The organism is Flavobacterium sp. B114r, from assembly GCF_056824125.1.
This window is the reverse complement of sequence record NZ_CP124858.1, coordinates 3,188,975-3,211,764: the sequence shown is the minus strand read 5'-3', so window position 1 is coordinate 3,211,764 and position 22,790 is coordinate 3,188,975. Positions and strand designations below refer to the sequence as shown.

Genomic DNA, 22,790 nt, shown 5'->3' with positions numbered 1-22,790 from the left:
AATTGTATAATAAACGCTAAAACCAGCGTCTTTTTTTGAAATAGATAATCAAAGCGACAACTAATAAAAGCATACCGCCCATGACAATAAAATAGCCATTTTTTGCACGTAATTCCGGCATATATTCAAAATTCATTCCATACACACCAACAATAAAAGTGAGCGGAATAAAAATGGCCGAAATGATCGTAAGGGTTTTCATGATCTCATTCATTTTTCGGCTTTGTTCCGAGAAATAAAAATTAGAAGCGCTTTCTAATGAGCTCATATCAGAATCGATTTGCTCTAAAAGCTCCAGACTTTTTTGATGCAATCTGATAAAGAAACTAAAAGTCTCTTTCTGAATTCCGTTATAAGTATCATCGTCTTTAATTGTTTTTAAATAATACAAAGAATCTCGAAGCGGAATTATAGAACGTTTTAAAAAATTAAAATTATCACGGTGATTTTCAATCTTTTCCAGAATAATAGGATCTGCACCTTTTTTAGTTAAATTGATTAATTCCTCAATCTTATCTTCTTCATCTTCAATTGTAATGTAAAAATTCTCCATTACGGCATCTAATAATAAATAAAGCAAATAATCTACTTTTTTAGTTCTCACGATTCCTGCATGAGTGCGAAGGCGTTCTCGAATGTGAGTAAAAAAATCGCTTCGCTTTTCCTGAAATGAAATTAAAATTCCGTCCTTCAAAATAAAACTTATCTGCTCAACACTAATATTATCCGAATATTCAGAAGGCAAAAGTGATTTTATATTAAAAAACAATATATCTTTTTGTTCTTCTAATTTGGTTCTTTTTGAAGTATTTAAAATATCTGCTAATAAAAAATCATCCAGTTTAAAATGTGCACCAACTGTTTTAAGCAAATTAATATCATTTAACCCATGAATATTGAGCCAGTTATTTTTAGTATAATCAATGCAGGTATTTAATGCTAAAACGGTAAATTTCTCATATTCAACGACATCTGCATCATCGTATACAAAAAGTTGCATTTCTGTTTCATGCTCTTTTTCAACACCTGTGTACTCTAAAGTGATATGCTGAAGCTTGCGTCCCTTCTTGTATTTAATCTTTCTCATTCAAAAATATTTACATAGTAATATTACGAAAAAGAATCTGAACGGGAAATGACAATTGTCATTTTGATAGGAAATACCTAAAATTTAAGACGTAAAAAAAACCGAGCCATTTCTGACCCGGTTTATTAATATTTAATTACTGAATACTTATGGCGTAGTCAATACTTTATAAGGCACGTTTGTAAATACTCCGTTTTTTACTTCAACAACATCAGGTGTAACTACTTTAGTTTGTAATACGCCCACTTTTTCAGCAGTAAAACTAAAAGTTCCGGACACTGTTTTTTTATCAGAATTCATTGAAGTAATGATTATTGTTCCGGTTTTAGCAAAATGTTCTGTATAAGTATTCCCTTCAATCAAATAAGTATTGACAAATAAGGCGTCAATAATATCATTACAAAAAAGGGTTTTGTTAAAGCATGCATTGGTTCAGCTTCTCCCTTTTCAACTTTACGTTTCTTATTTTTATTTGGTCGAAAAAATGGCTCTAAACCACTCCGAGTATAGTTATCTGGACAATGAGGATCAACGGGAGTTGCATAGCAAAGAGTAGCTTTTATTTTCACCATTCCGACAATTGCTCCAGGTGGCAAAGGAATCGGTGCTCGTAGATATTTTGCAGCACTAATTTTCCCCTGATATACCACCCTCATTACATGGTCTTCACACACCACTATGCTTTCTAAATCTCTAGCAACTCGCCCCCATCCAACTTCAAATTTCGGAAGTTCAGAAGCTTCAGAACTATGAATAAGCAAGGTTCTAATTGCCAATGCATTTAAAGAACTGCCAAAATGAGCTTTAATTCCTGATGCAAGTCTTAATGTACTGGGAGCTGCAAAACTAGTCCCACCCGTCTGCAATAGATTTTATGATGACAACAAATGATGTAGCAAAGGTTTTCGATACTATATTTAGTATCCCAGGCATGAATGAAGTAGTGAAAATTGATTTGAAAATTTCACGCAAAAATGTGCTTTTATTAAACCATGTAATTGAGCGCGGGCTCACCGCAAAAGGTGATGATAAATCATCCCTCTTTTTGACCAGTATTCCTCAGGAAAATCTCCAGGAACTAAAACAATTTGGAGATGAATTTCTTCAAAAAGCGGGACTCATAGAATTCAGTGAAAAACTTAGTTCATTGAGTGATATCGGAAAGTAAATGAAATAAGAAAATTAATTGGAGGCTGTCCGAAAAGTAATTTCGGGCAGTTTTTTTTTGTTTTACACATTGATTTTTCTTATATTTAAGTACTAAAATCAATGATTATGCAGCCAGTTTTTAAGCCTCATTCGGTTCACCAGCAAGATCTTTTTCCATTGAATTTAAATGATCTGATCCCAGAGAATCATTCTGCCCGATTAATAGACAGTGTTGTTGAACAGTTGGAAATTTCCGAGATTATATCACAGTTTAAAGGCGGTGGAAGATCCAGCTACCATCCTAAGATGTTATTGAAAATATTGTTTTACGGATATCTCAATAATACCTATTCCAGCCGAAAGCTGGCTAGAGCCGTGAAGGAGAATATATATTTTATGTGGCTCTCGGGAGGACTTCAGCCGGATTTTAGAACTATCAATGACTTTAGAGGAAAAAAATTAAAAGGGAATATCGAAAAACTTTTCAGCCAGGTCGTTCTGATGATGGTAGATTTAGAGCTCATTAGCCTGGAGAGACAATTTATTGATGGTACTAAAATAGAAGCCAACGCACATAAATACAGCTTTGTGTGGAAGAAAGCAGTTGAAAAACATAAAGACAGGCTTCAGGGAAAAATCGATGCTGTTCTGGCAGATATTGGTCAGGCTATCGAGTCAGACATTATGCATACTGATAACCAAACTGATACCAAGGTAGACAGTAAGAAATTAGAAGAAAAAATACACGAGATCAACCAAAGTGAAAAAAAGCAGAAGCTGAGTAAACAGCAGAACAAATCACTTCAAAAACTCGAGAAAGAACAGCTTGTAAAACTTAAAGAATATGAGAAACATCTCGAAATTCTGGGGGATAGAAACAGTTATTCGAAAACCGATACCGATGCTACTTTTATGCGCATGAAAGAAGATCATATGGGCAACGGACAATTAAAAGCGGGTTATAATATTCAGATTTCTACAGAAAATCAAATTATTACACATTACTCCACCCACCAGACTTCTACTGATTTTACCACATTAAAGACTCACTTAGAAGGATTCAAAAGCAACTACGGCAAACAATCTGCAAAAGTTATAGCCGATGCGGGCTATGGAAGTGAGGAAAATTATCAACTCCTTGAAGACAAAGAAATTGATTTTTTTGTTCCCTACAACATGTACCGTATCGAAGAGACCCGTAAGCATAAAAACAATTTATTCCACGCACAAAACCTGTTTCATAATAATGAGCAAGACTTTTTGGTTTGTCCAATGGGGCAGCAAATGCCTCGTATCTTTACTAAGAAATCAAAAACTACAACTGGTTTTGAACAGTATCATTCGGTATATGAGGCTTTAAATTGCGCAGGATGTCCTCTGCGGGGGCAATGCTTTAAAGCTAAGGGGAACAGACGGATAGAAATTAATCACAATCTTCAAAGACTGAAATTCAAGGCAAGAGAGAATTTAGAAAGTGAATTGGGCAGGGAAATTTATAGTAAAAGATGTATTGAACCAGAGCCGGTTTTTGGTAACATCAAGCAAAACAAAGGATTTAAAAGATTTACACTTACCAAAACAGCCAAAGTAAATACTGAATTTGGCCTGATTGCTATTGCTCACAACTTTTCTAAATGGATCGCTAAAATCCGTTTGGGCAATTTTAACCTCATTTTTGATCTCGTAGAAGCTTTAGAAAAGTTTATAGAAGACCATTTTAGCCCAAATTTACATTTTTCAAGAAACACTCTGTAAATTTACTAGTATAATAAAAGAAAGAGGTCGTCTTTTCAGACAACCTCCTTCTTTTTATGCAGCAAGGCAATCTTTATTTTTAACTAACATTTGAATGCTATTGAATAATCTGCGCCTGTTTTTGATAACAGACAGTATAAGAGGTTTTTGTAGATTTGTTTTAGCTGTAATCAACAGAATACATTAACCTATTTGAATGCTGTTTTAAGATTTACAAAGAGAGTTTACTTAGAATATTAAGTCTTAAAATTGATCAAATAATCACTTTAAATGAAATCATGAATGTAAACAAAAATATAAAGACTGTCTCCCTAAAAATAATCTATCTTTTGTGTGTTACGCTTTTTATATATGCAGCTACCAGCAAAATATTAGACTTTGAAAATTTTCAGGTTCAGCTTGGACAGTCGCCCTTACTAAGTATATATGCATCATGGATTTCCTGGCTGGTAATTGTAATTGAAGTACTGGTTGCTGCATTACTTGTTGTTCCAAAATCACGAACATTGGGTCTTTATCTGGCATTGAGTTTAATGACTATGTTTTCTGCCTATATCTTTATACTTCTTCATTTCGGTTCTTTTGTTCCGTGTTCCTGTGGTGGAATTCTGGAAAAAATGAGCTGGAATGCCCATCTTATATTCAATCTTGTTTTTGTCATACTGGCAATTTTGGCAATAGGTTTAAATAGACAAGAGAAAAAACCTGAACCTTTTAATTACATCTTTTTAAGTTCTTTTAAACCTATAGCTGCGACACTTGTGACTAGCATTTTGGCAATAGTGCTTCTCTTTGTATTTTCCGAAGAAGTCATGCACCACCGCAATCCATTTTTAAGACGTTATCCGCAACATCCAGCAGAATATTCAGCCTCGTTTAAATTAAAGCATAATTCCTATTATATAGTGGGTTTGCGCGGAAACCGAATAATTCTGGGCAACTATGAATTTCCTTCCTACCTGATGTCATTTGATTCTGATCTAAAAGATCAAAAAATCCAAAAGATTTCGTTCTCACCGGGAAAGATCCCTTTTAAAAATATTTATATTACACTGCAGGAGCCACACTTCTACCTTTATGATGGAAGCGTTCCGGTGCTGTTCCGGGGAGACGCTAAAAACTGGAGCATCACTAAAGAATTTGAAGGAATGCCCTATTTTACAAAGCTAGTACCAATCGATGAAGCTTCGGTCGCTTTCCGATCAAATAATTCAGTAAAACTTGCCAATGTGCTGGGTGTTTTTAAAATAGACTCAATGCCTAAAATAAACTATAAAAGAGACCTCTTACAAAAACAGATCGACGGTATCTTCGATACCGATGGTATACTTTTATACAGCAATGGAATAAAGAAAATCGTGTATTTATACTACTATCGAAATGAATTCATTGTGGCAGATCAAAACGGTACTCTTCAATACAGGGGCCATACTATAGACACCATTTCAAAGGCAAGGTTAAAAGTATCAACGCTCAAGGGAGGAAAACAATACGCCCTGTCTTCTCCATCGGATGTGGTGAATTCAAAAGCTGCCGTATATAAAAATCTGCTCTTCGTCCATTCACTTGTCAGAGGCCAATATGAAGATGAAACACTGTGGCAGAAATCTTTTATTATCGATGTTTACGATTTGACCAAAGGAAGTTATCTGATGAGTTTTCCGATATATCACACCTCATCCAGCACCCTGAATTCTTTTGCAGTCACCCAAGATTACCTCTCTGTGATAATAGGAGAAGATCTTGTTGTTTACAAGTTGAAGAATGTCTTAAAAAAAGAAATTACAAAGAAATAAATATCGGCTTCAGCCTGGCTGCATCCGATAATAATATACCGGCCGGTATCAGGAATCAGATCGAACACCTGTAGAAAAAAGTAGATCAGAATTATAATTTCAAATTTAATATTATGAAAACTTTAATTTTAAAAAACGTACTGCCGGCAGCTGTTGTAGCCTTGGCAGTTTCAGGAGCTTTTGCTACAACTTCCATGCAGAAGGCACCTGAAAAAAATGATGTTGCATTGAAATGGGGCTATCTTGCTAATCCCAACGGAACCTGTTCTCCTAACAGAACTCAGTGCAGTGACATACAGAAAGAAGAGCTGTGTCGTATGGGCGACACCTCCGGACCAATTGCATATGAAAAAAATGCAGAGAATAATTGTGTACAGCCATTATACCGCGTTGTAAATGGACAATAAAAAATGCTTCTTTAATTGACAATGCAGTTCCTACGGAACTGCATTGTTTTTTTATTTATAAGGATACCTATTTCATTGCATCGGCAATCCAAGAGTAGGAATGATTGTCTTTCAAATGATAATCAAACCATTCTAAAGTACGAACCGTAGCATCCTTCTGCTGGTCAGGTTTCATCAGGACATGACCAGCTTTGGGATAAATAAGCATAACACTTTTTTTCCGCAGCTGTCTTAGTGCAAGATAAAATTCATAACTTTGACGAGGATCTACCTGAGGGTCATTTTCACCTGTCCATAAAAGTACCGGAACATCTATTTTAGGCACATGAATTATAGGGGAATTGGCAGCATACATTTCTGGGATTTCATAGGGAGATTTGCCCATATTATATTGTTCTGTAGTATATCTCCATATTTCAGGAATTCCTGCACGAGGACCTAGGCTATGGTAGTCGCTGAACAAATCTGTAATAGCTCCGCTTGTTATCACTGTGGCAAACAGATCGGTATGCGATATGATAAAGGCACTCTCAAAGCCGCCAAAGGAGTGTCCCCTAAGTCCAATCTTATCCTGCTTTACAATTCCTTTCTCGATTACTTTTTTGACTCCTGAAATAACACAGTCCGCTGCAGATAGTCCGGGGTTTTGATATTCAAGATGTATGTCTGGTAAAAAAACAAAATATCCAGCTGCTGTTGCCAGAGTGATGTTGAAACCTGCTCCGTTATAATAAGTTGGATTTTCATAAATATGCAGTTCACGTGACTGGCTTTCATAAATACTCACAATCATTGGATACTTTATTTTCGGGTCATATTCTGCTGGATAAAACAGAACACCTTTTAAGTTTCTACCTTTAGCATTCTCAAACTCTATCAGTTCCGACCTACCCCAGAAATAATTTTTATGATGAGAATTGCTTTTATAAAAACTTTTTTTGTCTCCCGAAACTGAGCTGCTCAATAGCTGTGGCGGACTGTCAAATTTCTGTTCCCTGAAAAAAAAAGTTCTTTTTTTTGGGCTGTAATTTAGATCATCGGTATAGTAGTCGCCGTATGTAAGAGCTTTTTGCCGCGAACCGCTCATCCACTTAAAATAACCTGTCTTGCCATCACTTCCGCTACCACGCAGCAGCAACTCTTCACTAAGATCAAAACTCTCAGACACAAGACCATCAAAAAGAAATTTCAGCCCTTTCCCATTGGACGCCTTGGCGACACGCAGCTTAATATCGGACTCCCTGCCTTTTGTAATCCTACTAGAAGTTTTTCCGTCCGGGCTGACCGCCCAAATATCAAATTGATCATAAAGAAGAATTTCCTTGTCATTCAGGCTCCATCCAGGATTCCCGTAAGCAGATTCAGGGACAAGTTCCTGAGCCTTACCGGTAAATTTCACACCAATTTTTTCTGATACGTTTTTATGAGTTCCTAATACAAAATCGTAAACCCACCAGCTGTTTTCCTTAAAATACGAAAAATATTTCCCCGAAGGAGAAATATTTAGCTCCAAAGGTGGAAAAACCGGTCAATTTGACCACCTAATTCCGGAACAAATTGACCACCAAGTTTTGTGGTTAATTAACGATTAAAAACTATTGATTTTTTCATGTTGTTAGAACCATACATTCGTTAAAAATATACGGATTATGGCAAACCAAATAACAGACATGAGTAAAATTAGAAAAGTAATTAAATTCTATTGTAATGGAAAGAGTAAGTTATTTATAAGTAGCTACTTATCCCTTTCAAGAAATACGGTAAAGAAATATATTTCTTTATTTGAAGTTCTCGGATTAAGCTTTGAATTAATCGACCAAAAAACCGATGCAGAGCTGGAACTTTTATTCTCCCAGACTAGTGTAGAGGCCATTAGCCCGAGATTACAGACACTTTATGATTTTTTTCCTAAAATGGAACGTGAACTAAAAAAAGTTGGCGTTACCGTACAGCATATGTGGGAACAATATATTGCTGTAAATCCTGATGGTTATCGAACTTCACAATTTCATTATCACTACAATATATGGGGCAAACGAGTTAATCCGGTCATGCATATGAACCATAAGGCTGGTGATAAAATGTATGTTGATTATGCCGGAAAGACACTCTCAATTATTGATATAGATACCGGAGAAATCAAAGAAGTACAATTTTTTGTAGCAATATTAGGCGCTAGCCAATACACGTATGCTGAAGCTTCCATGAGCCAGCAAAAAGAAAACTTTGTTGACTCAGTAGAGAATGCCATGCGCTTTTTTGAAGGTACTCCTGCTGCCATTGTTCCGGATAATTTAAAATCTGCAGTAATAAAAAGCAGTCGTTTTGAACCGACAATCAATGAAACCCTGGCTGATTTAGCAGAACACTACGAAACTACAATTTTACCTGCCAGAGCTTACAGGCCCAGAGACAAATCATTAGTTGAAGGAGCTGTTAAGATATTATATCGAAGGATTTATGTAACCATAAAAGAAACCAAGTTCTTTTCTCTGGAAGAATTAAACCAGCAGATCTGGGATTTACTTGACTCTCATAATAACAGAAAACTAACAGGACGGCCTTATTCCCGCTTTGAATTATTTTTAGAAGACGAAAAAGAAAAACTACGTCCACTGCCACAAGATCGTTTTGAAATTAAATATCAATCTTTTGCAACAGTAATGCAAAACGGTCATGTTCAATTAAGCCAGGACAAAAACTATTACAGCGTTCCGTATCAATATGTAAAAAAGAAAGCAAAGCTGTTATATACCAAATCAACGGTAGAGATTTATTATAAATACAATCGAATAGCTGTACATCCAAGAAACTACAAACCTTATGTCTATACAACAACCCCTGAGCATTTAGCAAGTACACATCAATTTGTAGCTCAATGGAGTGCTGCCCGCTTCATTGAATGGGCTAATAATATTGATGAGTCAGTGGGAGAATATATAATGCAGATAATCGAAAGCAGAAATCATCCGGAACAGGCTTATAAAAGTTGTTTAGGAATACTGAATTTTGAAAAAAAGGTAGGCAGACAGCGATTAATAAATGCCTGCAGGCGGGCACTTGATTTTAAAATTTACAATTTTAAGACCATACAAAATATTTTAGAAAACAACTTGGATCATATTGATTTTGATCAAGAGCCTGAGCAGGAACTTCCCGATCATAGTAACATAAGAGGAAAACATTATTATAACTAAATTAAATCTTGAAAAAATGAATGAATCCACAGTAACCAAAATGAAACAAATGAAGCTTTATGGCATGTTTAATGCTTTTAAAAAAGCCATTGAAAGCGGAAAAACAGATCATTATACCCTTGACCAGTTTGTATCGATGATTATTGATGCAGAATGGGATGAAAGGTACAATCGTCGTATTGAACGAAGTATCACTAATGCCAAATTCCATTACAAATCAAATATTGAAAGTATCAATTTTGATGTATCACGTAATCTGGACAGAAACATGGTACTGCGTCTGGCAGAATGCGAATTTATAGAGAAAAATGAAAACATTTTAATCACTGGAAGTACCGGGGTCGGTAAAAGTTATTTAGGTACCGCATTAGGTTATCAAGCCTGTATACAGGGTTTTAAGGTAAGTTATTTTAATACCTCAAAATTGTTTGCTAGACTAAAAATGGCTAAAGCAGATGGCACTTATCTGCGGGAACTTACCAAAATACAAAGACAGGATGTTATAATACTTGATGATTTTGGACTCCAGGCACTTGACAGCCATAACCGAATTACTCTTTTAGAGATCATAGAGGACAGGCATAATAACGGCTCTATAATCGTGACATCACAAATCCCAGTTCAGGGCTGGTATGATATAATTGGAGAAAAAACGATAGCCGATGCAATATTAGACAGACTTATACACCAATCTCACAGGCTTGAATTACATGGAGAATCGATGAGAAAGAAAAGAGGAATAAACAAAGAGTGATATTTTATTATATTTGAATACTAATTAACAGATGAAAAAATATAGTTTTTAATCAAAACGGAGGTGGTCATTTTGCTCCGGAATTAGGTGGTCATTTTGAACTGGAATCAGGTGCTCACTTTAAAACGGAATGGGGTGATCAATATAACCGGAATTTGCAGTTTTAGGTTCGAAACTGTATATAAACAAGTTCCAAAACTTTGTTGTATTTGCCATTTAAGAGTTGGGAGACTTTTAAATGTTGCATATCCTTTTTTTTTGAGTTTTTCCTAAATAAAAAAAGCTTATTGAAATTAATTTCAATAAACTTTTGTAAACATTGTATCTTATAATCACTAGAAAGGTCTTGATTGTAAGTCAAGACCTTTTATAATTTAAAAAAATGAATTTATTTAAAATTCCATGCTACTGTCACCCCAAAGGCAACAGGACGAATTTTCGCATTTTTATCAGTGCTGTACAATCCATTGGCTTTTCTCTCTTGAACTGATGCTGGGTTATATCCTATATAAGACTCATCTTTATCCTGATCAAGAATAGAACCATAACCATTTTCAAGAAACATTGCTGCATACAAAGCATTTTTTGCTCCCATATCAAATGTAAAACCTAACTCAAACATACTCATTAAGATACCCTTAGTTTCGTATTCACCAGATGCTGAATAATTTTTTTGACTACCAAAACCATACTCTGGTAAATCATCAATATTTAAATTAACATCTGGATAATAAGCTGTCCCATTTACGTTAGTTGCCGTTGCTTTTATTTTATAATTCACAGGTAAAAAGTACTTCGCTCCTGCTCTAAAATTAAAATCAATTCCTTTATTAATATTCATTTTGTACTGTAGGAAAAGTGGAATTTGAATAGCATGCAAGGTTTGTCTTTCTTTATAATTACTTGCTGTAATCCTATATTCAAAAGCAGAAGTAGAAGGATCTACTTCAAAATTACTGAGCGTTGCCGATGAATTACTTAAGAAAACATCCTGTTTGTACTGTGAAAATTCTATCCCAGTACCAATTCCGATATGATTGCTTAAAGAGTAAATATACCCCACTTTTACTGCTCCTCCAAGTTCATGACTGGCAGATGTTTCTTTAACATTACTTAGAATGCTTCCTGCTCCTGATTGGACACCTACATAAAACTGTGCAGAGATTACTTGTGAAATTAAAAAAGCTGTTATCCCAATTGTATTTTTTATATTCAATTTCATAATTGTTTTTTTCATTAGAATAATCCATCCTCATTTATAAAAATGAGGATTTTTCATACTCTTGATTATTTAATTTTTAACCAGAATGTTTTTAGTAAAATATTTCCCATTTGTTAAGGTCATTTTTAGAATATAGATCCCTTCAGCAGTTGGCGCTTCTAAAGTCACTGCACTCTCACTAGTTATTTTATTGTCTATCAACAAACCACCTATGCTATACACTTCAATTCGAGCATTTTGTAGTCTTGAAGAAGGCACATTTGTAATAAGTTGATAACTTGAATTTGTTTTAACAGGATTTGGAAAAATTCTTATATATTCCTCTTCTACTGTTGGAGATAAAGTTAACGGACAAGTAATAATCAATGTGCCATCTAGTTTTGTAGCCACTGCATAATAACGTCCATTTAACCCCCCATTTTCTTTGTAATACTGCTGATTTTGACCAGGAACTAAAACTCCATTTTTGTACCAGGTGTATGATTTAAAACTTTTTGAACTATTATCAAAGAAAATAACATCATCAAATTGTTTTCTAATTAAATTTGGCTGACTGTTTACTATAGGTAACACGACTAATGGAGCAGCATTATAGTTGTTATTTCCCCCTTGTGAGCCAGTGACAGTTGCTGAGCCATAATCTTTAATAGTTAATAAACTATTTGATACAGTTGCAACATTATTATTAGAAGAAGTATAATTTACGGCCAGACCACTACTGGAAGTAGCTGTTAATATAATTGTGGTTTCTACATCGCAACCAGATACTAAAGTTTGATTCCAAGTAATTGTTTGATCAGCTTTAGTTATAGTGAAATCGTTACCAGCATAAGTAATAGTGTAGTTAATACCTGCACTCAAACTTCCCTGACTAATTGCATAAGTCCCTACATCTTCTCCTACTGCTCTTGTTAATACTCCATTAAATGCATCTCCATTTATTAGGTTTGGCAAAACCGAATAAGTAAATACAGGGTCAGTAGCACCATACGCCTTTGCTTGTGATGTTGCAGTTACGGTTATATTTTTCTTTCCTATTGTCAAATCAGCACCGCTATAGTTTAAGGTATAGTTGCCGTTCAATGCAAGGGTCCCCTGGTTGATCGCATAAGTTCCTACATTTTCACCAGGTAAACGGGTCAGGCTTCCCGTGAAGGTATCTGTTCCGGTTAATGCCGGAGCAAAGGTATAAATCAATGCAGGATCAGCATCACCATAGGTTTTGCTTTTTGCTGCTGTCGTTACCGTAACTGTTTTTGCACCGATCGTTAAATCAGCACCAATATAGTTTAAGGTATAGTTGCCGTTCAATGCAAGAGTACCCTGGTTGATCGCATAAGTTCCCACATTTTCACCAGGTAAACGGGTCAAGCTTCCCGTGAAGGTATCTGTTCCGGTTAATCCCGGAGCAAAGGTATAAGTCAATGCAGGATCAGAATCACTATAGGTTTTGCTTTTTGCTGCTGTCGTTACCGTAACTGTTTTTGCACCGATCGTTAAATCAGCACCGATGTAAATTAAGGTATAGTTGCCATTCAGTGCAAGAGTACCCTGGTTGATCGCATAAGTTCCCACATTTTCACCAGGTAAACGGGTCAAGCTTCCCATGAGGGTATCTGTTCCGGTTAATGCCGGAGCAAAGGTATACGTCAGTGCAGGATCAGCATCACCATAAGTTTTGCTTTTCGCAGCTGTCGTTACTGTAACTGTTTTTGCACCGATCGTTAAATCAGCACCCATATAGGCTAAGGTATAGTTGCCGTTCAATGCAAGAGTACCCTGGTTGATCGCATAAGTGCCCACGTTTTCACCATGTAAACGGGTCAGGCTTCCTGTGAAGTTATCTGTTCCGGTTAATGCCGGAGCAAAGGTATAAATCAATGCAGGATCAGCATCACCATAGGTCTTGCTTTTCGCAACTGTCGTTACCGTAACTGTTTTTGCACCGATCGTTAAATCAGCACCCATATAGGCTAAGGTATAGTTGCCGTTCAATGCAAGAGTCCCCAGGTTGATCGTATAAGTTCCCACGTTTTCACCAGTTAAACGGGTCAAGCTTCCTGTGAAGGTATCTGTTCCTACCAGTACCGGAGCAAAGGTATAAGTCAGTGCAGGATCAGCATCACCATAGGTCTTGCTTTTTGCTGCTGTCGTTACCGTAATTGTTTTTGTACTTATCGTTAAATCAGCACCGATATAGTTTAAGACATAGTTGCCGTTCAATGCAAGAGTACCCTGGTTGATCGCATAAGTTCCCACGTTTTCACCAGGTAAACGGGTCAGGCTTCCCGTGAAGGTATCTGTTCCTACCAGTACCGGAGCAAAGGTATACGTCACTGCAGGATCAGCATCGCCATAGGTCTTGCTTTTCGCTGCTGTCGTTACCGTAACTGTTTTTGCACCGACCGTTAATGCCGTAGCATTAGATGTAGCCTGTACAAAATCATAGTTAACCGCACTTAATCCTGCTCCAGTGATTGCATATGAACCTACAGGCGAAGTTGCTGTGGCGGTTGTTGACCAGCTAAGTGTACCAGTTGTTGCTGTCGAGATGGTTTCTGAATTGACAAATCCTATAATCGTTCCTGATATAGCAGGAATGACATCACCGTAAACCTTAGACGAAGTATTCGCTGTATATGTTAGTGTTGCTTTAGCAACTGCACTCGATGGTATGCTAACAGTTGGATTGTTTGCACCGGTACTGGTTAACACCACATTTTCTGTAATATTTGTACCAGCTTGTGCGTTTGCTTTTAGTCTGACATATACCGTTCCCGATACTGTTCCAGAACTTCCGATGGTAACAGAGGAACTGTAGCTGATATTGTCGGCACTCACTTCAAAGTTGGAGGTTGATGAAGGCGTAGCTGTAATACCTGCAGATAAACCTGAGCCAGATACCTCTAGATTGGTTGATGATGATGCGGTTCCATAGGTTGTGCTTAATGCTGATGGAAAAGCACCAGCTGAAGCGGTAATTTGAGAAGGCTGTGTATAGTTAATAGAAAACTGAGTGGCAGCTGTATTGCCATTGCCGGCTGCATCCAGCGACACATTGTCTGCAATACTAATCGTTACCGTACCATTTGCTGTTGGCATGGCATTAAAAGTATAAGTTGTTCCACTACCTGAAAAACCACTGATTGTCGCATTTCCTGGTGTAATATCTCCTGCAACAAATCCTGTTACCGTCTCGGAAAAAATGACCGTGAATGGAATTGGAGAAATACCGGTTGATCCGCCGGATGCGACAGCCGTACTGCTGATCACTACCGATGGAGCCTGGTTATCTACGGTAGCATTACTACCATCAACTGTAGTTTTTGTATTTCCTGCATTATCTGTTGCTGTAACAGCTACATTCCTGTTAGTAGAATTAATTGCCCCGGCAGCAAGTGTATAAGTCGCTGTCCAGGTACCGCTGCTGTTAGTCGCCGCAACTGCACTTCCACCGCCAAACTGGCTAAAGTTCATGGTTACCGAAGAAATAATATCCGTATTGTTGTCTCCGGCGGCTGTATTATTCCAGGTAGAGGTGATTACATCACCAATTTTATACGTACCACCTGTTCCGCTGGCCCCGATGATGCTAATGTTAGCATCGGTAACCATTGGTGCCAGATTATCTACAATAGCATTGTTAGTCCCTGTCGTAGTTGTTGGACTAGCAGAATTTGTTGCAGTTACGGATATATTCCTGTTAGTGGCATCAATAGTACCGGCAACAATAGTGTATGTAGCTATCCAGATGTTGCTATTATCGATAGCTGTAACCGAAGCACCACCGCCAAACTGGCTAAAGTCAACCGTTACTGCCGTGATACCCGAATTGTTATCGCCGCTGGCAGAATTGTTCCAGATTGCGCTTACAACATCCCCGATCTTGTATGCGCCGCCTGTGCCAGTTGCACCGCTAATGCTGATTTTGGCTGCTGTAACCGTTGGTGCGGCGACATAGATAAACTGGTCGCTTGCACTAGTTGCGCTGGTACCACCTGTTGTAGTGACGCGGACATCAACGGTGCCTGTTCCTGCTGGTGCGCTCGCCGTGATCTGTGTTGCCGAATTAACAGTGAAGCCTAAAGCCGCCGTAGCACCAAAGGTCACCGCCGTCGCCCCGCTGAAGTTAGTCCCGGTAATAATCACGCTAGTGCCTCCGCCGGCAGGGCCGCTAGTTGGGCTCAAAGCCGTTACCGTTGGTCTTGCGACGTAGGTAAACTGGTCGCTGGCGCTGGTTGCACTGGTGCCTCCTGTTGTAGTGATGCGCACATCAACGGTGCCTGTTCCTGCCGGTGCGCTCGCTGTGATCTGTGTTGCTGAGTTAACGGTGAAGCCTGAAGCCGCCGTAGCGCCAAAGGTCACCGCCGTTGCCCCTGTGAAGTTGGTCCCGGTAATGGTCACGGTAGTGCCTCCACCGGTCGGGCCAGCGCTTGGGCTCAAAGCCGTTACCGTTGGTGCGGCGATATAGGTAAACTGGTCGCTGGCGCTGGTCGCGCTGGTGCCTCCTGTTGTAGTGACACGGACATCAACGGTGCCTGTTCCTGCCGGTGCGGTCGCTGTGATCTGTGTTGCTGAGTTAACGGTAAAGCCTGAAGCCGCCGTAGCGCCAAAGGTCACAGCAGTCGCCCCTGTGAATCTGGTGCCGGTAATGGTCACGCTAGTGCCTCCACCGGTCGGACCGCCGGTTGGGCTCAAAGCCGTTACCGTTGGTGCGGCGATATAGGTAAACTGGTCGCTGGCGCTGGTCGCGCTGGTGCCTCCTGTTGTAGTGATGCGCACATCAACGGTCCCTGTTCCTGCCGGTACGGTCGCTGTGATCTGTGTTGCTGAGTTAACGGTAAAGCCTGAAGCCGCCGTAGCACCAAAGGTCACCGCCGTCGCCCCTGTGAAGTTGGTCCCGGTAATGATTACGCTAGTCCCTCCACCGGCAGGGCCGCTAGTTGAACTCAATGCCGTTACAGTTGGTGCGGCGATATAGTTAAACTGGTCACTTGCACTAGTGGCGCTGGTACCACCTGCTGTAGTGACACGGACATCAACGGTGCCTGTTCCTGCCGGTGCGCTCGCCGTGATTTGTGTTGCCGAGTAAATGGTAACGCCTAAAGCCGCAGTAGCGCCAAAGCGCACCGCAGTCGCCCCGCTGAAGTTAGTCCCGGTAATGATCACGCTAGTGCCTCCACCGGTCGGGCCAGCGGTTGGGCTCAAAGCACTTACAGTTGGTGCGGCGACATAGGTAAACTGGTCGCTGGCGCTGGTAGCGCTGGTACCGCCTGTTGTAGTGATGCGCACATCAACGGTGCCTGTTCCTGCCGGTGCGCTCGCTGTGATCTGCGTTGCCGAGTTAACGGTAAAGCCTGAAGCAGCCGTAGCACCAAAGGTCACTGCCGTCGCCCCCGTGAAGTTGGTGCCAGTAATGGTCACGCTAGTGCCTCCGCTAGCAGGGCCGCTAGTTGAACTCAAAGCCGTTACAGTTGGTGCGGCGACATAGGTAAACTGGTCGTTGACACTAGTTGCGCTGGTGCCTCCTGTTGTAGTGATGCGCACATCAACGGTGCCTATTCCTGCAGGTGCGGTCGCTGTGATCTGTGTTGCCGAATAAATGGTGACGCCTATGGCCGCAGTAGCGCCAAAGCGCACCGCAGTCGCCCCCGTGAAGTTAGTCCCGGTAATGATCACGCTAGTGCCTCCGCTGACAAGGCCGCTAGTTGGGCTCAAAGCAGTTACAGTTGGTGCGGCGACATAGGTAAACTGGTCGCTGGCACTAGTTGCGCTGGTACCACCTGTTGTAGTGACGCGGACATCAACGGTGCCTGTTCCTGCTGGTGCGCTCGCCGTGATCTGTGTTGCCGAATTAACAGTGAAGCCTAAAGCCGCCGTAGCACCAAAGGTCACCGCCGTCGCCCCGCTGAAGTTAGTCCCGGTAATAATAACGCTAGTGCCTCCGCTAGCAGGGCCGCTAGTTGAACTCAATGCCGTTACAGTTGGTGCGGCGACATAGGTAAACTGGTCGCTGGCACTAGTTGCGCTGGTGCCACCTGTTGTAGTGATGCGTACATCAACGGTGCCTGTTCCTGCTGGTGCGCTCGCCGTGATCTCTGTTGCCGAGTTAACGGTGAAGCCTGAAGCCGCCGTAGCACCAAAGGTCACCGCCGTAGTCCCTGTGAAGCTGGTGCCGGTAATGGTCACGGTAGTGCCTCCACCGGTCGAGCCAGCGCTTGGGCTCAGGGCCGTTACCGTTGGTGCGGCGATATAGGTAAACTGGTCGCTGGCGCTGGTCGCACTGGTGCCTCCTGTTGTAGTGATACGCACATCAACGGTGCCTGTTCCTGCCGGTGCGGTCGCTGTGATCTGTGTTGCTGAGTTAACGGTAAAGCCTGAAGCCGCCGTAGCGCCAAAGGTCACAGCCGTCGCCCCTGTGAAGCTGGTGCCGGTAATGGTCACGGTAGTGCCTCCGCCGGTCGGGCCGCTAGTTGAACTCAAAGTCGTTACAGTTGGTGCGGCGACATAGGTAAACTGGTCGCTGGCACTAGTTGTGCTGGTGCCACCTGTTGTAGTGATGCGCACATCAACGGTGCCTGTTCCTGCCGGTGCGGTCGCTGTGATCTGTGTTGCCGAGTTAACGGTGAAGCCTAAAGCCGCCGTAGCACCAAAGCGCACCGCAGTTGCCCCCGTGAAGTTGGTGCCGGTAATGGTCACGCTGGTGCCTCCACCGGTCGGGCCAGCGGTTGGGCTCAGGGCCGTTACCGTTGGTGGTGCTGAAGTGGTAAATTGCTGATCCACTCCATAAGCAGTACCAACACTATTTATGGCATAAGCACGTACGTGATAGGTTGTAGAATTCGACAGTGTTGTTTCATTATATGAATATGTACCTACTGTTGTTCCAGCAACTATTCTTTTGGTATTGGCCGTGGTAGGATTAAGGGTTGTTGAATAAACAAAGCCTTTTTCTGTTACTGTGGCAAAACCAGCGCTTACCAAATTCCCATTAAAGGTTGCAGTGGTACCACCTACAGGTGTTGGCGCATTTGTAATTATCTTTGGAGAAGGATCATAAGTAAAGCTTGTTACGCCCACATAAAAATCGGATGCACTGGTATTATTTGGAAATTGAGCATTTGTAGTGATGGTCAGCACCACCTCATCAATATCCGTCCAGCCTGTAAAACTATATGGATAAGATGTATTGGCAGCTGCAAGATAAACGTTTTGGGTGTTTTTTAACGCCCCCGCTTTTTTGCCTTCAATTCTTAAATACTGATCCTGGCTAAAAGTTTGAAAATTAATCGTATTAAAATTAAAATTCTGACCATCAGCCCGTTTTATGGATGTTTTGGCATTACCGGTTGATGTAGGAGTTGGGTCTCCTGATTGAAGCCAAAGTGTCTGATCGTTATATGTCCAAAAACTTGCGCTATTGGCTGCCATTGTAAATGTCCAGCTTTCCTGAGCAGCAGTAGTCTGCGTGAAAGATGTTGTTCCTAATTTTGTTCCATTGACGGGATCACCTGATACATTAGCAAAATCAAGTGTTCTTGTCTGCCCATAGACAGTCATCTGAACAATTAACAAACAAATTAATAAGTAAAATTTTCTCATCATAATTGATATATTAGTTGGGTTTTCTAAATTTATTGGGATTGTTTTCTGTTTTTATAGAAAATAATAGACATTTGCTTTAATATTAATATTGAAACATCAAAAAAGTAGTTTATTATTATTTTCAGAAATTAACTAGTCGTAATTCTTTTTTTTTAAATAATTGAAGCTATCAATTGATTAAATAACTTTTATTTGATACTTAATAAATTTGAAGGTAGTACTCAAAAAACTGGGTTTGTTCTTTAATAATAGATGAAAAAATATAAAGCAACCACATTAAATTAAAAGTAAAGTTATTTTTCATAGGCTTGGTATTTATAGAAGAATCAAATTTATTATAAATAATCAAACAATGTTAAAATTTAGTTATTTTTTTAAAAAAAACTTTAACACTCATTAATTTAATTAATTTATTAATATAATCGACAAATTTATCTCACCAGATATAATTGCAATTTTGTCGATATTAAGGTTTATAAAGATTTTTTTAAGTACATTATGCATTATCATATGACCAAAAGACATTACTCAACAGGACATCTAAACCAAATTAATAAAACCAATGAAAGACAGGGCTTATTTGTAATAAACCAATCTCTTTAAATCATCCATAAAAAGTGTTGAAATTTGTCCTGTCCCTGTCACTATAAAAAGTAAAATCCGGAAAAATTTAGATTTTTCAGGATTTTTTTTGTTCAAATTCATTTACAGATAATATATCCCTTTGTATTAAATTCTTTTTGATGATCTACTATAGTGATATAAGTATTTCTAGTGGCTGTTATCCCTCTATTTATTTCGATTATGATTATACTTCAATACTTCTGATTCGATTTCCTGTATTGTTTTCTTTTTCCCTTTAGAGATCCATTCTAAAAGTTCTTCTTCAAAAAAGTACAGCTTTTTACCATATTTATAGCACGGAATTTTTCGTTGCCTTACAAGAGCGTAAATTGTAGGCTTTGCTTTTCCTATTAACCGGCTTACTTCTTCAATACCAATAGGAATACTTTTTTCTTTAGATTCATATACCTGTACATTCTGAATCATAAGTTTAATCTCGGCAATTTCTTTCACTAAGTGTGCTACTGCTTTGGGCAGGTTCTCAAAAGAGATTTCGTTTATGTCCATTTCTATCGTTTTTAATAGTTATGGTGCAAATGAAAAAAGTGTTTCTGCTGTGTCCTTCTTCACAACAAAAACACTTGAAAAACACAGTGCTTTATAACTATTGGTATTTACAAAACTGTAAAATCTTCTATTATCTTTATAAGCCCTTTCTGTTCATCATCTTTCAGATGCGTTTTAATGCTGTTCACTTCAACATCTTTTAAAGCGTCAGCAAAAGTTAATTTTAAAAATTGTGCGGCTTTGTACTGTCTGCTGACTTTAAAACAATTCCAGATATTCCAGCCAAAATGATACAGATCGAGATTGGACAAATCTTTAACTTTTACCGGTTTAATCTTTTCAAAATTTAGGCCTTCAGCATATATGATTATATTGCTGCCTAATTGCTCCAGATCATCATCCGACACGTACAGTGCAAACTCCTGCTGCGCATATCGCACGGCGATATTAATTCTGGCCTGTTTTTGATTTCTGGCTACATTTTGCCGCTCCTCCCTTAACTACTGAATATCAATGGCTGAATTTTTATTTTCAGGCAGTTCGGGCTTAATTAAACCATGCTGAAGCTCCTCTTCTATTTTTATAAAGTCTTCACATGGAATGCGGCTTTCAGGCGATTCATTTTTTTTAGCCTTCAAAAAACGATTCACCAATCTCTCAGCCAAATCGTTTACAAATAGACTTAGAATTGCAAACATTAAAACTCCAAATCCAGTGCTAATCCAAAAGAAAACGCCGGCCGTATATTCATCGGCACCTTTTTCCAGCAGCACCAGTCTTCCGATTACACCGACAAAGACGCAGACTAAAAAAACAGACAGGTAAACTGTGATATATTCGAAGTACTTTATTTTCATTGCGCCTATTTCTTTAAAGATTCCAATTGTATTGCCTGGGAAGCTCTATTTTTCTTCTCATCTATTACTTTGGCGTAGATTTCAGTAGTTTTTACGTTGGTATGCCCCAGCATTTTGCTGACCGTATAAATGTCTGTCCCGCTCGACAGCTGTAGTGTTGCAAATGTATGGCGGAAGCAGTGGAAGGTAATATTTTTTTTTAATGCCTGCCGATTCAACCCATTTTTTCAAAGGGCGTGAAATCCACGACGGGTCCGGCAGATCCTCAAAGACAAGCTGTCCGGGAAGCCTCGGTTCTTCGCAGAGATCTAAAGCCTGCTGGGAAATAGGCATGTATTCGACACCCTTTGTCTTTTTCTGCGTGAAATGCAGTTTGGCCCTGCCGTCTTCCAGACTTATCTCTTTCCAGCGGAGCTTCTGAATGTCGGAATGCCTCAGACCTGTAAGCGCCGAGAAAAGCGCGGCTCTTTTAAGGACATCTTTTTCGCAGGGCGTTTGGGCTAATGTATTCAATTCTTCAATGGTAAGATATTCACGTCTTGAATCTTCATCGGGAATACCCTTTATTTTTGAAGATAAATCAACGGCTAAATATCCGTCGATAAAGGCCTGTTTCAAAGCGGCTTTAAATATGGAAAAATACGTTGCCGCAGTGTTGCGGGAAATGGTTCCTTTTTTGCCTCCTCCTTGCGGAGCTGATAATAAAAATAGTTTAAAATCTTCCGCCATTCTGCTGTCAATCTGCGAAAACATTAGGCTGCCCGCTGAATAGCTTTTTAAAAATTCTCTGGTGCGCTCCCAAGTGATCTGCATAGATTTTGAACTTCGGGCATGCCTTTTAGCCGCCGCAGCAGCAATGTATTTAATAAAATCCTCTTTTGCTTTTTCTTTCTGCTGAGCCAATAGGTTCTCAGCATCACTGTACAGATCTGTATTATCGTATTCTTTCTGCCGGATATTACGCACTGCGTCAGCATAGAGCATTATCTCGCGGTCGCTCTCGCTTCTGCACATTATAATTCCGTTATCGCTGCGTCTGGGTCTGTAGGATTTTATACCCTCTGCATCTGTGCGGGCAGTTCTTTTCTTGTCCCACTCCACTGTTGTTATGGATCTGTTTAAATATTCACGAATTCTCTGGGGCGTTTTCTTTCCACAAACCTCAACAGGATAGCTTTCTATGTAGACATACCATTCCTTTCGGTCTTCTGCTTTTCGAAGACGCACAGTCACCTTGGTTTTTGCTAATTGTTTCATATAAAATCATTTGCGTTATACAAGTTATCAATTTCGCTTTTTGGAGCATATACATGCTTTCCGATCTGCCTGGTAGGTATTGAATATTTCCTGATATGATTGTAGACAGAACCTTCTGATATCTGAAATCTCTGAGCTATTTCACCGATGCAATAGCAGTCCTCTTTTTCAAGACTGTATAATTTTTTCTTCGGTGGGCTTTCAGCCTGCTGCAGGATGCTTGCAGGGCCGAACATCTCTTCCATAACTCTGCGGTCTATTCTTATAAGGCGAGTCCCCAGATTAACTGACGGAATTTTTCCCTGACCGACAAGCCGGTAAAGGGACTTATTGGGAATGCCAAAAAGCATACCAGCTTCCGCGACAGAAATAAATGCCCTGTTCTGGGGTATTTTATCTACCAGCGCTTTGATCCCCACTTCCTTTTTAAGCCGTATCATCTTCTGTTTGTATGCTTTTTTACTGCATACATGCGAGCAGTAAACAGAAGTCACGGTTTTAGGCAGGAATTCTTTCCCACAATTAAGACATTGTTTATCAGATCTTTTCATAGTCTTTGTCTCCCATTAAGGT

At 39.6% G+C, this 22,790-nt stretch carries 17 protein-coding genes and 1 pseudogene; 6 read left to right on the top strand and 12 right to left on the bottom strand.

The window, feature by feature from the left end; genetic code table 11:
• Window positions 1-16: 16 nt before the first annotated feature.
• The 3 genes from corA to QLQ94_RS13775 all read right to left on the bottom strand — a co-directional run bounded on the left by corA (window position 17) and on the right by QLQ94_RS13775 (window position 1,953).
• Window positions 17-1,087 carry a magnesium/cobalt transporter CorA gene (gene corA / locus QLQ94_RS13785; RefSeq protein ID WP_271335349.1) on the bottom strand — a complete coding sequence of 357 codons (1,071 nt, stop codon included), beginning with the start codon at window positions 1,085-1,087 and terminating at the stop codon, window positions 17-19.
• Between the two features lie 147 nt (window positions 1,088-1,234).
• Entirely contained in the window at window positions 1,235-1,450 is a 216-nt protein-coding gene (locus QLQ94_RS13780; RefSeq protein ID WP_482497492.1) for a DUF6252 domain-containing protein, read from the bottom strand.
• Window positions 1,447-1,953, bottom strand: coding sequence for a S8/S53 family peptidase (locus QLQ94_RS13775; protein WP_271335347.1), 507 nt, complete (start codon window positions 1,951-1,953; stop codon window positions 1,447-1,449). The genes QLQ94_RS13780 and QLQ94_RS13775 overlap by 4 nt, the downstream gene beginning before the upstream one ends.
• An 8-nt stretch (window positions 1,954-1,961) precedes the next feature.
• Between QLQ94_RS13775 and QLQ94_RS13770 the strand changes: the two genes are divergently transcribed.
• The 4 genes from QLQ94_RS13770 (at window position 1,962) to QLQ94_RS13755 (ending at window position 6,194) form a co-directional block, all read left to right on the top strand.
• Window positions 1,962-2,255 carry a hypothetical protein gene (locus QLQ94_RS13770; RefSeq protein ID WP_271335346.1) on the top strand — a complete coding sequence of 98 codons (294 nt, stop codon included), beginning with the start codon at window positions 1,962-1,964 and terminating at the stop codon, window positions 2,253-2,255.
• Window positions 2,256-2,356: 101 nt separating this feature from the next.
• Window positions 2,357-3,991: an IS1182 family transposase gene (locus QLQ94_RS13765; RefSeq protein WP_072959494.1), complete on the top strand. Its 1,635-nt coding sequence runs from the start codon at window positions 2,357-2,359 to the stop codon at window positions 3,989-3,991.
• Between the two features lie 278 nt (window positions 3,992-4,269).
• Entirely contained in the window at window positions 4,270-5,787 is a 1,518-nt protein-coding gene (locus QLQ94_RS13760; RefSeq protein WP_482497490.1) for a DoxX family protein, read from the top strand.
• 113 nt (window positions 5,788-5,900) lie between these two features.
• Window positions 5,901-6,194 (top strand): DUF6520 family protein, encoded by a 294-nt coding sequence (locus tag QLQ94_RS13755; protein ID WP_482497488.1) that lies wholly within the window; start codon window positions 5,901-5,903, stop codon window positions 6,192-6,194.
• A gap of 67 nt (window positions 6,195-6,261) precedes the next feature.
• On the opposite strand, the gene QLQ94_RS13750 is transcribed toward QLQ94_RS13755, so the two are convergent.
• Window positions 6,262-7,707 carry an alpha/beta hydrolase family protein gene (locus QLQ94_RS13750; RefSeq protein WP_482497486.1) on the bottom strand — a complete coding sequence of 482 codons (1,446 nt, stop codon included), beginning with the start codon at window positions 7,705-7,707 and terminating at the stop codon, window positions 6,262-6,264.
• Window positions 7,708-7,843: 136 nt separating this feature from the next.
• On the opposite strand from QLQ94_RS13750, the gene istA reads away from it, so the two are divergent.
• Window positions 7,844-9,391 carry an IS21 family transposase gene (gene istA / locus QLQ94_RS13745; protein ID WP_482497484.1) on the top strand — a complete coding sequence of 516 codons (1,548 nt, stop codon included), beginning with the start codon at window positions 7,844-7,846 and terminating at the stop codon, window positions 9,389-9,391.
• A 16-nt stretch (window positions 9,392-9,407) separates the two neighbouring features.
• A complete protein-coding gene (gene istB, locus QLQ94_RS13740) occupies window positions 9,408-10,145 on the top strand; it encodes an IS21-like element helper ATPase IstB (protein WP_482497482.1) in 738 nt (245 codons plus the stop codon).
• A 388-nt stretch (window positions 10,146-10,533) separates the two neighbouring features.
• Here the strand turns inward: istB and QLQ94_RS13735 are convergent, their stop codons facing one another.
• The 8 genes and pseudogenes from QLQ94_RS13735 to QLQ94_RS13700 form a co-directional block, all read right to left on the bottom strand.
• Window positions 10,534-11,367: an outer membrane beta-barrel protein gene (locus tag QLQ94_RS13735; protein WP_482497481.1), complete on the bottom strand. Its 834-nt coding sequence runs from the start codon at window positions 11,365-11,367 to the stop codon at window positions 10,534-10,536.
• A 69-nt stretch (window positions 11,368-11,436) separates the two neighbouring features.
• A complete protein-coding gene (locus tag QLQ94_RS13730; protein WP_482499981.1) occupies window positions 11,437-18,798 on the bottom strand; it encodes an IPT/TIG domain-containing protein in 7,362 nt (2,453 codons plus the stop codon).
• Window positions 18,799-19,761: 963 nt separating this feature from the next.
• Window positions 19,762-20,103 carry a helix-turn-helix domain-containing protein gene (locus QLQ94_RS13725; RefSeq protein ID WP_482497479.1) on the bottom strand — a complete coding sequence of 114 codons (342 nt, stop codon included), beginning with the start codon at window positions 20,101-20,103 and terminating at the stop codon, window positions 19,762-19,764.
• Between the two features lie 107 nt (window positions 20,104-20,210).
• On the bottom strand, window positions 20,211-20,543 hold the full coding sequence (locus QLQ94_RS13720) for a hypothetical protein (RefSeq protein ID WP_482497477.1): 333 nt from the start codon (window positions 20,541-20,543) through the stop codon (window positions 20,211-20,213).
• 60 nt (window positions 20,544-20,603) lie between these two features.
• Window positions 20,604-20,960 (bottom strand): hypothetical protein, encoded by a 357-nt coding sequence (locus tag QLQ94_RS13715; RefSeq protein ID WP_482497475.1) that lies wholly within the window; start codon window positions 20,958-20,960, stop codon window positions 20,604-20,606.
• 5 nt (window positions 20,961-20,965) lie between these two features.
• Window positions 20,966-21,178 (bottom strand): tyrosine-type recombinase/integrase, encoded by a 213-nt coding sequence (locus QLQ94_RS13710; RefSeq protein WP_482497473.1) that lies wholly within the window; start codon window positions 21,176-21,178, stop codon window positions 20,966-20,968.
• 136 nt (window positions 21,179-21,314) lie between these two features.
• Window positions 21,315-21,773, bottom strand: a pseudogene (locus QLQ94_RS13705) (phage integrase SAM-like domain-containing protein); the annotation flags it as partial.
• 440 nt (window positions 21,774-22,213) lie between these two features.
• Window positions 22,214-22,768 carry a helix-turn-helix domain-containing protein gene (locus QLQ94_RS13700; protein WP_482497471.1) on the bottom strand — a complete coding sequence of 185 codons (555 nt, stop codon included), beginning with the start codon at window positions 22,766-22,768 and terminating at the stop codon, window positions 22,214-22,216.
• Window positions 22,769-22,790: the final 22 nt, after the last annotated feature.

Bases quoted from the DNA above. Each gene is read 5' to 3' on its own strand.
- corA (WP_271335349.1), bottom strand. From the start codon at position 1,087: ATGAGAAAGATTAAATACAAGAAGGGACGCAAGCTTCAGCATATCACT.
- QLQ94_RS13770 (WP_271335346.1), top strand. From the start codon at position 1,962: ATGATGACAACAAATGATGTAGCAAAGGTTTTCGATACTATATTTAGT.
- QLQ94_RS13765 (WP_072959494.1), top strand. From the start codon at position 2,357: ATGATTATGCAGCCAGTTTTTAAGCCTCATTCGGTTCACCAGCAAGAT.
- QLQ94_RS13760 (WP_482497490.1), top strand. From the start codon at position 4,270: ATGAATGTAAACAAAAATATAAAGACTGTCTCCCTAAAAATAATCTAT.
- QLQ94_RS13755 (WP_482497488.1), top strand. From the start codon at position 5,901: ATGAAAACTTTAATTTTAAAAAACGTACTGCCGGCAGCTGTTGTAGCC.
- istA (WP_482497484.1), top strand. From the start codon at position 7,844: ATGGCAAACCAAATAACAGACATGAGTAAAATTAGAAAAGTAATTAAA.
- istB (WP_482497482.1), top strand. From the start codon at position 9,408: ATGAATGAATCCACAGTAACCAAAATGAAACAAATGAAGCTTTATGGC.
- QLQ94_RS13735 (WP_482497481.1), bottom strand. From the start codon at position 11,367: ATGAAATTGAATATAAAAAATACAATTGGGATAACAGCTTTTTTAATT.
- QLQ94_RS13730 (WP_482499981.1), bottom strand. From the start codon at position 18,798: ATGGCAGCCAATAGCGCAAGTTTTTGGACATATAACGATCAGACACTT.
- QLQ94_RS13725 (WP_482497479.1), bottom strand. From the start codon at position 20,103: ATGGACATAAACGAAATCTCTTTTGAGAACCTGCCCAAAGCAGTAGCA.
- QLQ94_RS13715 (WP_482497475.1), bottom strand. From the start codon at position 20,960: ATGAAAATAAAGTACTTCGAATATATCACAGTTTACCTGTCTGTTTTT.
- QLQ94_RS13700 (WP_482497471.1), bottom strand. From the start codon at position 22,768: ATGAAAAGATCTGATAAACAATGTCTTAATTGTGGGAAAGAATTCCTG.